General features: G+C 63.3%; 14 protein-coding genes. 8 read left to right on the top strand and 6 right to left on the bottom strand.

The window, feature by feature from the left end; translation table 11 throughout:
• The gene (locus tag QXZ85_RS17205) at positions 1-555 is read left to right on the top strand and encodes an A24 family peptidase (RefSeq protein ID WP_315743834.1); all 555 of its coding nucleotides are present in this window, start codon (positions 1-3) and stop codon (positions 553-555) included.
• 124 nt (positions 556-679) lie between these two features.
• Entirely contained in the window at positions 680-1600 is a 921-nt protein-coding gene (locus QXZ85_RS17200) for a diguanylate cyclase (protein ID WP_315706443.1), read from the top strand.
• Between the two features lie 199 nt (positions 1601-1799).
• Here QXZ85_RS17200 and QXZ85_RS17195 read toward each other — a convergent pair whose 3' ends face one another.
• The 5 genes from QXZ85_RS17195 to QXZ85_RS17175 all read right to left on the bottom strand — a co-directional run bounded on the left by QXZ85_RS17195 (position 1800) and on the right by QXZ85_RS17175 (position 7039).
• Positions 1800-3080 (bottom strand): sensor histidine kinase, encoded by a 1281-nt coding sequence (locus QXZ85_RS17195; protein ID WP_315743832.1) that lies wholly within the window; start codon positions 3078-3080, stop codon positions 1800-1802.
• On the bottom strand, positions 3058-4224 hold the full coding sequence (gene ercA, locus QXZ85_RS17190) for an alcohol dehydrogenase-like regulatory protein ErcA (RefSeq protein WP_315706441.1): 1167 nt from the start codon (positions 4222-4224) through the stop codon (positions 3058-3060). The genes QXZ85_RS17195 and ercA overlap by 23 nt, the downstream gene beginning before the upstream one ends.
• 155 nt (positions 4225-4379) lie before the next feature.
• Entirely contained in the window at positions 4380-4937 is a 558-nt protein-coding gene (locus tag QXZ85_RS17185) for an HNH endonuclease (RefSeq protein WP_315706440.1), read from the bottom strand.
• Positions 4938-5183: 246 nt separating this feature from the next.
• Positions 5184-6275 (bottom strand): DUF2855 family protein, encoded by a 1092-nt coding sequence (locus QXZ85_RS17180; protein ID WP_316174508.1) that lies wholly within the window; start codon positions 6273-6275, stop codon positions 5184-5186.
• A gap of 17 nt (positions 6276-6292) precedes the next feature.
• Positions 6293-7039 (bottom strand): DNA-3-methyladenine glycosylase 2 family protein, encoded by a 747-nt coding sequence (locus QXZ85_RS17175; RefSeq protein ID WP_316174506.1) that lies wholly within the window; start codon positions 7037-7039, stop codon positions 6293-6295.
• 114 nt (positions 7040-7153) lie between these two features.
• On the opposite strand from QXZ85_RS17175, the gene gluQRS reads away from it, so the two are divergent.
• On the top strand, positions 7154-8023 hold the full coding sequence (gluQRS, locus tag QXZ85_RS17170; RefSeq protein ID WP_316174504.1) for a tRNA glutamyl-Q(34) synthetase GluQRS: 870 nt from the start codon (positions 7154-7156) through the stop codon (positions 8021-8023).
• A 517-nt stretch (positions 8024-8540) separates the two neighbouring features.
• Positions 8541-9689, top strand: coding sequence for an ATP-binding protein (locus QXZ85_RS17165; protein ID WP_409977561.1), 1149 nt, complete (start codon positions 8541-8543; stop codon positions 9687-9689).
• Here the strand turns inward: QXZ85_RS17165 and QXZ85_RS17160 are convergent.
• Positions 9616-10509, bottom strand: a complete 894-nt coding sequence (locus QXZ85_RS17160; RefSeq protein ID WP_315706435.1) for a YihY/virulence factor BrkB family protein — start codon at positions 10507-10509, stop codon at positions 9616-9618. The genes QXZ85_RS17165 and QXZ85_RS17160 overlap by 74 nt on opposite strands.
• 134 nt (positions 10510-10643) lie before the next feature.
• On the opposite strand from QXZ85_RS17160, the gene QXZ85_RS17155 reads away from it, so the two are divergent.
• From QXZ85_RS17155 to QXZ85_RS17140, 4 genes are all read left to right on the top strand, one after another.
• Positions 10644-10838 carry a twin transmembrane helix small protein gene (locus QXZ85_RS17155; protein WP_315706434.1) on the top strand — a complete coding sequence of 65 codons (195 nt, stop codon included), beginning with the start codon at positions 10644-10646 and terminating at the stop codon, positions 10836-10838.
• 58 nt (positions 10839-10896) lie between these two features.
• Entirely contained in the window at positions 10897-11469 is a 573-nt protein-coding gene (locus QXZ85_RS17150; RefSeq protein ID WP_316174502.1) for a cob(I)yrinic acid a,c-diamide adenosyltransferase, read from the top strand.
• A gap of 268 nt (positions 11470-11737) precedes the next feature.
• Complete coding sequence (locus tag QXZ85_RS17145) at positions 11738-12487, top strand: electron transfer flavoprotein subunit beta/FixA family protein (RefSeq protein WP_315706432.1); 750 nt, start codon at positions 11738-11740, stop codon at positions 12485-12487.
• A complete protein-coding gene (locus QXZ85_RS17140) occupies positions 12487-13431 on the top strand; it encodes an electron transfer flavoprotein subunit alpha/FixB family protein (protein ID WP_315743828.1) in 945 nt (314 codons plus the stop codon). The genes QXZ85_RS17145 and QXZ85_RS17140 overlap by 1 nt, the downstream gene beginning before the upstream one ends.
• The last annotated feature ends 44 nt before the right edge of the window (positions 13432-13475 follow it).

Genomic DNA, 13475 nt, shown 5'->3' with positions numbered 1-13475 from the left:
ATGAGCCTCTCGTTTTTCATCCACGCTATCTGTCAGCCGGCGAGTCTGATTATGCTCGGAGTCGGTGCCGCCATCGATCTGAAGGACAGGGTCATTCCTAATGAGCTTGTTGTCGCGATCGCCGTGATCGGAGTTGTTCAGGGCTTGGCTTTGAGACCCGGGGCGTTTTGGCTTAGCCTGCTCGTCGCCATCATTGTATTTTTTGGGCTCTGGATCTTTGCTCACTTCAAGATCATCGGGGGCGGCGACCTGAAGCTCATTAGCGCCGCAACACTTCTTGTTCCGCCCGATCGCGTTGGACAGCTCTTGATCGACATCGTCCTGGCCGGCGGGGGGCTCAGCTGCGTCTATCTCGCGGCGCGTTACGGGCTTAAGCGTCTGCCCGCGCCCCGACCCGCCGCGGCGGAAGCTGCTCCGTCGGCGAGGACGAGCGGGTTTGTCCGGGCGATCAAGGCGGAGCGCATCAGGATCGGTGGAGGATATCCCATGCCTTACGCCGTGGCCGTGCTGGGCGGCGTCATCATTTACTCCGCCATGGAGTTCTTTCAACGTTAGAGCACGATCCGGAACGGTGAGAACCGGCTTTCCGAAGAGATCATGCTAAACAGATGAGACCATGATCCAGTGTGCCGTTGCGCGATAACAAGTCAATCGTAGGCAAGACATGAGGACTCGTGACATGCCCATTCCCACCATGCCCGACGAGAAAATGCGCAAGGCGCTGAAGGAACTGGAGCAGGCCGCTTACAATCACGAGCAATGGGCCGAGATGATTTACGGCACCTTGATCTGTCGCCTGACGCCGGATCAACGGGATATCAGCGACGACGCTCATCGCATGTGCCGGTTTGGCCAATGGTACTACAAGGATGGGATGACCGAGCTTGAACACCATCCCGGCGTCGCAGAGATCGGACTTGAGCATGAGCGGATGCATCAGCATGCGGCGAGACTCCTGCGGGCGTCCGTGAGCGGCGACCGGATCGAGATCGGAGATTTCGAACGTTTCGTGACCGCAGTGAAACGCCTGCGCCTGGAACTCGCGACCGTCCAGCGTGAACTCGCGGATGCGCTCTTTAACCTTGATCCGTTGACGGGGACGCGGAGCCGAACATCGATGCTGACCAGCCTCCGCGAGCAACGGGAGCTGGTAAAGCGCGGCGTGCAACCGTGCGCCCTGGCGATGATGGATCTGGATCACTTCAAGGCCATCAACGACAAATATGGACACGCCACCGGGGACAAGGTGCTGATTGGTTTTGCGCGCCACATCATCATGCACCTGCGCCCCTACGACAAGATATTTCGATTTGGCGGCGAGGAGTTTCTGATTTTTATGCCAGACGCCGACCTGAAGGCGGGCCACGACATCGTTGACCGGTTGCGGGAGGAGCTCGGGTCGTTGCGATTTGACGCGAATGGCAAGGAAATATTTCAAGTCACCGTCTCGTTCGGGTTGACCCTTTTGGACCCGGATATACCAGTAGAGCAATCCATCGATCGCGCCGACAACGCTCTTTACGTCGCCAAGGCGATGGGAAGGAATCGCGTCATCGCCTGGAATGATTCAATGAGTGCATCCCCGGCGGCCTCCGTCTAAATGCTGGCGTGCCAGTAATGAAGCGCCCGCGTCTTGTGCCGTAGCGCCCCGACAAACCGCACAAGCCAGAGGTCGAGGTCGGCTTGCCAGTCCACGTCCATTGATCGGTCCTCCAAAAGCCGACCTCACGTGAATCACGCAAACCCTCTCTTACGAATACCCAAAGCTCGCCCGCCACTAAAAATATGTCAGAGTAGCGCTAGGGAGTATTCTGTGGCGTTTCAGCGGAAAGAGCCGCAGGCAGCGTGAAGTAGAAGCTCGCGCCTTCGTCCACTTTACCCTCGGCCCACACCCGCCCGCCATGGCGCACGACGACGTTCTTGACGATGGCCAGGCCAACGCCGGTGCCCTCGAATTCATCGGCTCGGTGGAGCCGCTGGAAGACGCCAAACAGTTTGTCCACGTATCGCATGTCGAAGCCGGTGCCATTGTCTTTCATCCGGTAGACGACTTCGTCGCCCTCGACAGCGCCGTCCACCTCGATCACTGCCTCGGCGCGGCGAGCCGTGAATTTGATGGCGTTCGAAAACAGGTTTGCCAGCACTTGGCGGATCATGGTGCAATCCCCCCTGGCCGGAGGGACTGCTCCCAGCAGCAGGGCGATCTTGCGCTGCGGCGCTGCGCTCCGCGCTTCCTCGAAGACCTCGCGCACCAATGCGGCCATATCCACTGGTGCCGTTGCCAACTCCCGGCGGGAGACGCGAGAAAATTCGAGGACGTCGTCAATCAGACGGGCCATTCGGGCAGAACTGCTACGAATGACCTCCAAATTGTGCAGACCTTCCTTGTCGAGCCGGTCGTGGTAATCTTCCATTAGAATTCCCGAGAATCCATCGATGGCCCGCAGCGGCGTCCGAAGGTCGTGGGAGAGGGAATAGGAGAACGCCTCCAGATTCTTGTTGGAGCGTTCCAGGTCGGCCGTACGCTCGGCTACTCGCCGCTCCAGCTCTTCGTTGAGCTTGTGCAGAGCATCCTCGGCCAGCTTGCTCTCGGTGATGTCGCTCAAGATGCAGGTCAGACCGACCGCGCGCCCCTGTTCCATGAGCGGTCGACTGGATATGCGCATATAGCGAGGAACGCCCTCCTTGCCGAGCAATCGAAACTCAACGAATTTCTGCCGCCCGGCCAAGGCGCTTTCGAGGCTGTTCGTTAGAACGGGCTGATCATCGGAGTGGATGAATTGTGTGAGCTTTTGGCCGACAATCTGTTCGGGTGCCAGCCCATACGAATTCTGTAAGACGGGGCTGGCATAAGTAACTCTCCCCTCGCTGTCCAAACTGATGATGACTTCGTTGATGTTTTCTACGAGCGAACGGTAGCGAGCCTCACTCTCGGTCAGTTTCTTGCGCGCCGTCTCCAGCTCCTCCAATTGCTGTCGAAGCTGCGGATAATAGCTTTTTCGGATCGAGCGCTCTCCCAGCCCGATGATCTTCTCGCGTAGGGGCGGTCCAACAGACTCAGATCGAGAGCGCTCGTTCATATAACTTCTCTATTTCCTGAATGCTCGCCTGCCGGGGATTGGTGGCGGAACAAGGATCGTTGAAGGCATTGATGGAAAGCTGGGGAATATCGGCCGCAGTGACGCCCAACGCGCCGATCGTCGTGGTGATGCCGGCATTCTCGCGCAGCTTCGCGATGCATTTCAACAGCGCAGCCTTGCGGCCGGGCGCGCCCGCGGTCTCGCCGCCGATCGCCGATAGAATTCTGTCGTAGCGCTCAGGTGCTGCAGGGTAGTTGAAGTCGATGACATGATCCAGCAACAGCGCGTTGCACAATCCATGCGGCGCGTCGAGCAGTCCACCCATGCTGTGGGCCATGGAATGGACCAGGCCGAGGCCGGCGTTGGAAAACGCCAAGCCCGCCAACAGGCTGCCCAACATCATATTGTTTCGGTATTCCAGGTTTTTTGGCGAGGCGATTGCTGGAGCCAGATTTTGCGCGAGCAGCGGTATGGCCGCCAGAGCGTTAATGTCGGTAACGGGCGAACTGGCGTTGGACGCATAGGCCTCAATGGCGTGGACCAATGCGTCCAGACCCGTGGCGGCGGTCAGATCGGCCGGCATGGTCGTGGTGGTTTCCGGATCTATCAGCGAAACGTCGGGCACCACCGTCTTGCTGACGATGGAAATCTTCAGCTTGCGGAGCGTGTCGAGTATGATCGCAAACTGAGAGATATCCGCCGAGGTCCCGGCGGTGGTTGGAACGCAAATCAGGGGTGGGCCGGGCGTTGGCACCTCGTCCACCCCTTCGAATTCCAGAACGTCTTTGTTGTTGGCGGACGCGATCCCGATCCCCTTGGCGCAATCCATCGGGCTGCCGCCCCCCACCGCTACGATGACGTCGCATCCCTGCTCCCGATAGAACCTCACTCCGGCGGCCACCTCATGATCTTTGGGATTGGGCGTGATGCTTTGGAACGTAGCCCAGGGAATGTGCTCGGCGTCGAGCGAGGCGAACGCTTTGTCTACCCATCCGGGGCGGATCACACCGGGATCAGTCACCACCAGCGCCTTCCCGGCGCCGAAATTCTTCGCGTAGCGTCCGATCAGCGTCAGGGCTCCGACGCCGTAGACGAACTCCGGCGCAACGAATTTGCGCAAATCGAACGCGACATGCGGGTCCATTTTGTTCCCCTTTTCGGGTCGTTTTCAAAGTGTCCGCACCGCAATCTAAGATTGCGGACCGTGGCCGACTAAGCGTCAACAGGCGTTGGAAAACGTGACACTCTTTTGTGTCTTTTGGCGCTCTTATGAGTCGCAGCACAACACTCGCCGCACCGCTACGGATCGAGCTCGGTGTCCCAATAGAGATAGTCCAGCCAGCTTTCGTGCAGATAGTTCGGTGGGAAGAGGCGACCGTTGCGGTGCAGCTGGTGCACCGTCGGGGCATAGGGCGTCTGTCTCGGGAACATCTTGGCCTGCTGCGTGGTCATGTTGCCCTTCTTCAGATTGCAGGGCGAGCAGGCGGCGACGACGTTTTCCCAGGTGGTCTGGCCACCCTTGCTGCGCGGGATGATGTGATCGAAGGTCAAGTCGTCGCCGGAGAGGCAATATTGGCAGACGAAACGGTCGCGAAGGAAAACGTTGAAGCGGGTGAAGGCAGGATGCGTGGTCGGTTTGACGAACGATTTCAGCGAGACCACGCTGGGCAATCGGATCTCGAAGGAAGGACTTCGGATCGCCCGGTCGTAATATTCGACGATGTTCACACGATCGAGGAACACCGCCTTAATCGCGTCCTGCCAGGACCAAAGCGACAGCGGGTAATAACTCAGCGGCCGGAAGTCCGCGTTCAGCACCAACACCGGCCAACCGCCTTGTGAGACATGTGCGTTCAAGTAACGCTCCTGGCCTCCATACGGCTGCAAAGCAGCATGCACCCACATACTACATGCAGCGTGACGGGATTGTGAAGCCCCGAGAACAGCTTATCCTGCATGCCAGTCCGGGCCGAAAGTGGGCCGGAACCATGGACAATGACCTTTTGGCGCGTCTGCTGCAACCCGCTTGCATCAGCCGCGATCACCTTTGCGAGAAGAGCCCGCGGCTGATTCGCCGTTCCGGGCAGGTCCGCAGCGGGCCGCCTACTCCGCCACCGCCAGCATGTGTCCGTGATGCGGCGGAACCCGCCCGCCGAGCGTATCGAGATAGACCCGCTGTATCGCCGCGGGTCCGCAGCCCTCGACGACGGTGAGCCATCCGTCGAGCTTCGGCGCGAAGCCGCGCCACGCTGCGCCCAATCGGCTTTCGACGCCGCCCGGACCCCAGTCCTTGGCCCGCTTCCGGATCTGGTCGGGTGCGAAGAACCAGTTCGGCCTGGCGCCGGGCAGATCGGCGGGGCCGTCGTTGCCGTCCTGATGGGTCAGGCCGACGCGGCCGGAATATTTGAGGTTGTCGCTGAGGTGCTGATGCAGCCTCGCCCGCAAGGCCGCATTGCCGGCCATGTCGACGAAGGCCGCGGGCGCGGCGGCATCGAGCCGCTCCACCTCGTCGTAGCTGACGACCTCGTGATAGCAGCCAAGCGACTGGACGAAGGCCGCGTTGGCCGGCGAGGTGAGGCCGATCACGCGGATGCCAGGCCGCTGCGTGTGCAAGAGATGCGCAAGCCCGAAGGCCGTTTTGCTGGACGCGGAGGACAGGATCACCTGCGATGCGCCGAACAGCGCGTTTTCGGCGAGATAGTCATCGACCAGGAACGACAGCATGAACAGCGGGCGCAGCAAGGCCTGGTAGTCGCCCTGGCGCCCGCCGAAGGCCGGATCGTCGCTGACGCGCGCATAGGCGTTGTAGACCGCCGCCGCGCCTTGCCGATGCGCTGCCGCATCGCGTAGGCCCCACTTGCTGACATGGCTCGCCTCGATGACGAGGTGGCTCGCCATCGGAAAGTAGCCGAACAGCCGTTCGCCTTCGGCGATGGACGGATTGATGGAGGCGATCACCTCGCCGAAGCCCCACACCGGAACGATGCCGAAGCCTGCGGGGGCCGGGAACAGCTGCCAATATTTCAGCTGATCGCCGAGCAGCGCGTAGGTGATGTTGTTGGCGGTGAAGGCGAAGCGATCGACCTTGACCAGCAATGCTTCGGGCGGCAGCGCATCCACATCGGGCAGTTCGGTCTCGATCGTCTTGCACTGCGTGAGATCGTGGCGCGCGACGACGAAGTCGGTGGATCTCATGGCGTGACCTCCTCAAGCTACTTTGCTGGCTTGTCTCCCGCGATTGTCTTCGACGACGATGACCGTTTTGCAACCGCAACTTTGTTTGAAACGCCGTTCGCTTTCGCTGCTGCTTGGTCTGCGCCGATGACGCCCTCGCGCTTCTTGATCGTGCGGTAATAGCTCCACCACAGATGCGCCGCCGCGCCGCGCAGCGGGCGCCATGCTTCCGCCAGCGGCATCATCTCCTTCGCGGTGGGGCGCTTGCTCAAGCCCAGCCCGGCCCTGATCGCCTCCTGCACCGCGAGGTCGCCCGCGGGCCAGGCATCGCCATGGCCGAGGCAGAACAGGAGGTAGACGTCTGCGGTCCATGGCCCGATGCCGGGCAGGGCGGTGAGCGTGTTGTGCGCGGCATCGGCGTCTTCGTTGGCGAGCACGTCGAGGTTCAACCGCTCGGCGGATAGTTCGCGTGCGATGTGCTTCAGCGTCTTGATCTTCGCGGCCGATAGCCCGAGCCGGCCCAAGCGGTCGGCGCGGGCGCGACGGATCGCGTCGTGATCGAACGGATCGAATGCGGCGGAAAGGCGGCCCCAGATCGCGGCCGCGCTTGCGGTCGAGAGCTGCTGGCCGCAGACGATATGCGCGAGCCCCACAAAGCCCGGCTCGCGGCGGCGCAGGCCCGGCATGCCCGCGGCTTCGAGAACGGGCTTCAGTCGCGGGTCCTGCTTGACCAAGGCGTGGATCGCGTCGTCGAGAATGTCCTGGTTGTCGAGGTGGAGGGTCATGTCGGACTGCCCTTGTGATCGTCGTGAGCGGGCTTGACCCGCGCATCCATCTCCTATGGAAACAAGCTTCCAAAGGATGGATCGCCGGATCAAGTCCGGCAATGATGCGATCATATGCCACCCGTTTTCCGATTTGCGCCGAGTCCGAACGGCTATCTGCATCTCGGTCACGCCTATTCGGCGCTGCTCAATTTCGACCTGGCGCAGGCGTGCGGCGGACGTTTCCTGCTGCGGATCGAGGACATCGATCCGACCCGCTGCAGGCCCGAATTCGAGCAGGCGATCTATGAGGACCTCGCTTGGCTCGGTCTCGCCTGGGAGGAGCCGGTGCGGCGGCAGTCGGTGCATCTGGATGAGTATCGCGCCGCGCTGGCGCGGCTGACCGCGTGCGGGCTGGTCTATCCGAGCTTCGAGAGCCGCGCCGAGATCGCGAGGCTGGTCGCCCAGCGCGAGGCGGAGGGCCGGTGGCCGCGCGATCCCGATGGCGCGCCTCTCTATCCAGGCACGGCCAAGCAGCTCGAGGTCGGCGAACGGGCCGAGCGCATCGCGCGCGGTCTGCCGCATGCGCTGCGATTGGACATGGCGGCTGCGATCGCCGAGGTCGGCGCGCTGACCTGGGTGGAGCAAGGCGAAGGGCCGGCGGGAGAGACGGGGGGCATCGGCGCGCGGCCGGGCCTCTGGGGCGACGTGATCCTGGCGCGCAAGGAAACGCCGACCAGCTATCACCTGTCGGTGGTCGTCGACGATGCGCTGCAGGGCGTCACCGAGGTGGTGCGTGGCCAGGACCTGTTCCAGGCCACCAGCGTCCACCGCCTGCTGCAAACCCTGCTCGGTCTGCCTGAGCCGCGCTACCGCCATCATCGGCTGATTCGCGATGACAGGGGCGACAAGCTCTCCAAATCCAGTCGGGCGGTTGGACTGCGGGCGCTGCGCGCCCAAGGCGCGTCGCCATCGGACATTCGCCGGCTTGTTGGGCTGCTGTGACCTCCGGATCGTTTCCGGGTGTTTTCGATCGTTTTTCCTGCGGGGACAACCCAAAGCCTGTCGTGACACCCGGGGGGCAGCCGTGCCATGCTGCTAATAGCGCGGGTTAATCAGGAGCTTCAATCGAAAGCGGCACGAGACGACATGACCATGCAAGTGCCCCTTCGTTTCCGGAGTTCATGTCAGAAGGGCCATGATGAAACGCGTTCGGAAGCGGGGTGCGGGGCGCCAAGCCCGGTCGGCCAAGCCTGGTAAGTCGAGGTCGGGTTCGCCCAGAGCGAATGCGACGGCCGCGACCTCGGCCAGCCTGAAGGTTGCCGCAGCGGGGTTGGCCAAGAGAAGTTCGACCAGCACGAATTCGAGCAAGGCGAGTTCGACCAAGCCCAATTCGCCCAATTCGACCAAAACCAATTCGACCAAGCGCACCCCTCGGGTGACCTCGGTGGCGCGAGGCGTGCCGCGTGCAGCTCGCGAGCCGGTTGCGCGAACGTCCACCCGTGGGGTCGTCGAGGCGGCCTTGGCGGTGTTCGCCCACGAGGTCCGCACGCCGCTGACCGGCATCCTGGCCATCAGCGACCTCCTGGCGACCTCCGAGCTTGGCGAGCGCGAGCGTCGCTGGGTCGAGACGATCAAGGCAGGCGCCGAGCACCTCTCCAGCCTCGCGACCTTGTTCGTCGACGCCGCCAAGAACGGGACCAGGAACGGGACCACGGGGGCCGCGCCGCGGACCGACCTGTTCGATCTGGGCGTGCTGGCCCGCGCAGCCGGTGATTCCCTGGCCGGGCGCGCCGCCGCCAAGGGACTGGCCGCCAAGGTCGATCTCTCCGACGAATTGCCGGCGCTGGTGGTCGGCGATCCCGTTCGCCTGCGCGCTGCGCTGGAAAATCTGATCGACAATGCGGTCAAGTTCACCGAGCAGGGCGGGGTTGCGCTCAAGGTCACAGTGGCACGGCGGGCCGGACGCGCCAGAGGCAAGGTGGCAAAGGGCAAAGTCACGATCGCCTTCGAGGTGTCGGACAGCGGCATCGGGCTGACCTTGCAGGAGATCAAGCGGCTGTTCCGTCCGTTCACGCAGGCCAACGTATCGATCGCCTCCCGTTTCGGGGGCGCCGGGCTCGGGCTTTCGTCGGTCCGGCAGCTGGCACGTGCGATGGGTGGGGACGTGTCGGTTGCGCCGCGCCCGAATGGCGGCACCAGCTTCACCCTGACGGTCGGCGTTACGATCGCCGAGGCGCCTCAATCCCAAGCCGGCGGGCCGGAGGGGGCAATCTTCCTTGCGCCGACACGGTCGCTGCGGCTGCTCGGGGTCGAGGACAATCCGTTCGGGCGTGTCGTGCTCAACACCATCCTGAACGAGCTTGGCCATCAGGCCGAGTTTATCGGCAGCGGCGAAGCGGCGCCGGATAGGATCCAAAAAGGCGGATTGGACGCGGTGTTGATGGACATGGTGCTGCCCGGCATCAACGGCGTCGAGGCGATCGCGCGCATCCGCAAGCTCGAGCCGCCTTACGGCAGCATACCGATTATAGGCGTGTCAGGCCGCGGCGAAGACGAGGCGGCTGCCCGCGCGGCCGGGGCCGACGCTTTCCTGCTCAAGCCTGTCGCTCCGCGGGCGCTCGCGAGTGCGCTGCTCGAAGTGACGAGCCGCGCGGCAGCCGCGACTTGATGATCGCGGCGTTCAGCTCGCCGCCGTAGATGAAGATCGCGGCGATGAAATACAGAAACACCAGCGCGATGATCACCGAGGCCAGCCCCGCATACATCGTGACGTAGTTGTTGGCGAAGCGCGCCAGGTATTGGCCGAACACGATGCCGGAGACCAGCGAGGCGACCAAGGTGAAGACGATGCCGGGCAGGATCTGCAGGAAGCTGCGGCGGCCGAACGGCACCCAGGCATGAAGGACGAACAGCGCGACGGTCAGGGCCGTGATCGTGATGCCGTAGCGCGACAGGTGGACGAAGCGCTCATTGGCCTCCACCGCAACCGGAAGGTAGGGGCGCGCGGTCGCCATGATCAAGGGTCCGAGCACGATCAGGAACGACATGGCAAGCGCGGTGAAGGCGGCGAGCAGCGTGTAGGCGATCGATTCGAGCCGCAGCCAGTACCAGCGCCGCTGCTCGACGACGTTATAGGCCCGGTTGAGCCCGACACGGAGCGCCTCGACGCCGTTGGAGGCGAAATAGACCGAGAGCACGGCGCCGATGGTCAGCGCATCGGTGCGGGTGGTGGTGAGCACGTCGTGGATCTGGGTGGCGAGCGCGTCGGCGACCTGGGTCGGCCAGGTCTGCAGCAGCAATGTGGCCGCTTGGTCGGCAAGGTCCTTGGAGCCGATAAAGCCGGCCAGCGACGTCAGCACGATCAGGAACGGAAACAGCGCCATCAGGGTCGACAGCGCGATGTGGCTTGCGATCGCCCAGCCGTCATCGGCAAGGAACGTGTAGAACGCATCCAGGCTGACGTGGATGATATAGCGAAGCAGCTTCACCTTGCACCTGCACCCGCGACGCTCGCCCGGTCCCGGCGAACATCGGACATTCTTCCGCGAAAAGCCAGATCGTGGATCGCCGCAGCGCCTGATCCGCCATGGCGCCCACCGTATTCCAATGTTATCTAACGCCGATGACGTCCGTTTTGAGCATATTCCTTCTTCCCATCGCAGTCGGCGCCGTCGCGTTCGTTCTGTTCCTCGGCCTCGTCAACATGATGCGTGGCGGTTCGCCGAACCTGTCGCAGAAGCTGATGCGCTGGCGCGTCATCCTGCAGTTCGTCGCCATCGTCATTGCGATGGCCGCGATCTGGGCGATGGGCCGCTAACTCGACCGCCAACTTGGCGCCAATTTGGGCCACTCATTTGCGGCACTAAGGAGCACATATGGTCGTCCTCAATCGCATCTATACGCGCACCGGCGACGACGGTACGACGGCGCTGGGCAATGGTGAGCGACGGCCGAAATTCGATCTGCGTGTCGCGGCCTATGGGACCGTCGATGAGACCAATGCGGCGATCGGCGTCGCGCGGCTGCACCTTGCAGATCGCGCCGATGTCGATGCGATGCTCTCGCTGATCCAGAACGATCTGTTCGATCTCGGCGCCGATCTCGCGGTTCCCCAGCGCGAGGGCAAGGCGGAGCGCTTGCGCGTCGTCGCAAGCCAGGTCGAGCGTCTCGAGCACGACATCGACACGCTGAATGCGCAGCTCGCGCCGCTGACCTCGTTCGTGCTGCCCGGCGGCACGCCGGCCGCCGCCCATCTGCATGTGGCCCGCACGATTTGCCGCAGGGCGGAACGGCTGATGGCGGAACTGGCCGCCAAGCCGGATGAGCCGGTCAGCGAGGCGGCCCTGCGCTACATGAACCGGCTTTCGGATTTCCTGTTCGTCGCCAGCCGGGCTGTGAACGGAAACGGGGCGGGCGATGTCTTGTGGGTGCCGGGGCAGAACCGCTGAGGCGCTGCGTGTGCCGAACGACGTCCTTTCGCGCCCGTTCAGCGGATTGACGCAAGATCGAAAAGCGATAGCAAATCATGGATTTGCCAGTACCGGAGCGGGGCGGAAGCGGCTAAGATGATGGTCGCGGCGAGACGCGCGTCGGGAGCAAAGACCCTGCCGTTGCGATGCGTGATTTTTCGCTTCTCGCGCGTTGACCGGGGGGTACGGCCGCTTTAGGTTCCGCGCCCGAACAGTCAACCCGAAAGATTTACACGAAAGAGGATCGATGAAGGTTCTGGTGCCGGTCAAGCGGGTGGTCGATTACAACGTCAAGGTCCGCGTCAAGAGCGACGGGTCGGGCGTTGAACTCGCCAACGTCAAGATGTCGATGAATCCGTTCGATGAGATCGCGGTCGAGGAAGCGCTGCGGCTGAAGGAAGCCGGCAAGGCCACCGAGGTCGTGATCGTCTCGATCGGGCCCGCCCAGGCGTCAGAAACGATCCGCACCGCGCTGGCGATGGGCGCCGACCGCGGCATCCTGGTCAAGGCCGAAGGCAATGTCGAGCCGCTGGCGGTGGCCAAGATCCTCAAGGTCGTCGCCCAGGAGGAGCAGCCGGGCCTGATCATCCTCGGCAAGCAGGCGATCGATGACGACAGCAATCAGACCGGCCAGATGCTGGCCGCCTTGCTTGGCTGGTCGCAGGCGACCTTCGCCTCCAAGCTCGAGGTGGACGGGGCCGACTTCAAGGTCACGCGCGAGGTCGATGGCGGCCTGCAGACCGTCAAGCTGAAGGGGCCGGCGATCGTCACCACCGACCTGCGCCTCAACGAGCCGCGCTATGCGTCGCTGCCGAACATCATGAAGGCGAAGAAAAAGCCGATCGCCGAGAAGAACGCTGCCGACACCGGCGTCGATATCACCCCGCGTCTCGATGTGCTCAAGACCGCGGAACCGGCGGGACGCAAGGCCGGCGTCAAGGTCAAGGACGTCGCCGAGCTCGTCTCCAAACTCAAGACCGAAGCCGGGGTGCTCTGATGGCCACGCTGCTGATTGCCGAACACGACAACGCCTCCATCAAGGATGCGACCAACAAGACGCTGACTGCAGCGAGCGCGCTGGGCGCCGAGGTCGACGTGCTGGTCGCCGGCCAGAACGCCAAGGCTGCCGCGGACGCGGCGGCCAAGCTTGCGGGCGTGAGGAAGGTGCTGCTGGCCGACGACGGGTCTTACGCGCACGACCTCGCCGAGCCGCTGGCGGCGCTGATCGTCCAACTCGCCGCGGGCTATGACGCGATCGTCGCGCCCGCGACCTCGCGCTACAAGAACGTGATGCCGCGCGTCGCCGCGCTCCTCGATGTCATGCAGGTCTCCGAGATCATCAAGGTGGTCTCGCCGGATACGTTCGAGCGGCCGATCTATGCCGGCAACGCGATCCAGACCGTGAAGTCCAAGGACGCCAAGAAGGTGATCACGGTGCGCACCTCGACCTTCGCAGCTAGCGGCGAAGGCGGCAGCGCGCCGGTGGAGACGGTCGCCGCGGCCGGCGATCCCGCGCTGTCGAGCTTCGTCGGCGAGGAGGTCGCCAAGAGCGACCGTCCCGAGCTGACCTCGGCCAAGATCATCGTCTCGGGCGGCCGCGCGATGCAGAGCCGCGAGAATTTCGCCAAATATATCGAGCCGCTGGCAGACAAGCTCGGCGCCGGTGTCGGCGCCTCGCGCGCGGCGGTCGATGCCGGCTACGCCCCGAACGATTGGCAGGTCGGCCAGACCGGCAAGGTGGTGGCGCCGGAGCTCTATGTCGCGGTCGGCATTTCCGGCGCGATCCAGCATCTGGCCGGCATGAAGGACTCCAAGGTGATCGTCGCGATCAACAAGGACGAGGACGCGCCGATTTTCCAGGTTGCCGATTACGGTCTGGTCGCCGATCTTTACCAGGCGGTCCCCGAATTGACCGAGGCGCTTGGCAAGCTCGGCAAATAAACTGGTGGACACCGGCCGGAGGGGATGATCCCGGCCGGTGTTGG

The sequence above is a fragment of the Bradyrhizobium sp. SZCCHNGR1005 genome, from assembly GCF_032489995.1.
GTDB lineage: Bacteria > Pseudomonadota > Alphaproteobacteria > Rhizobiales > Xanthobacteraceae > Bradyrhizobium.
Note: the sequence above shows the minus strand (reverse complement) of the source record. Positions and strands in the feature narration are given on the sequence as shown.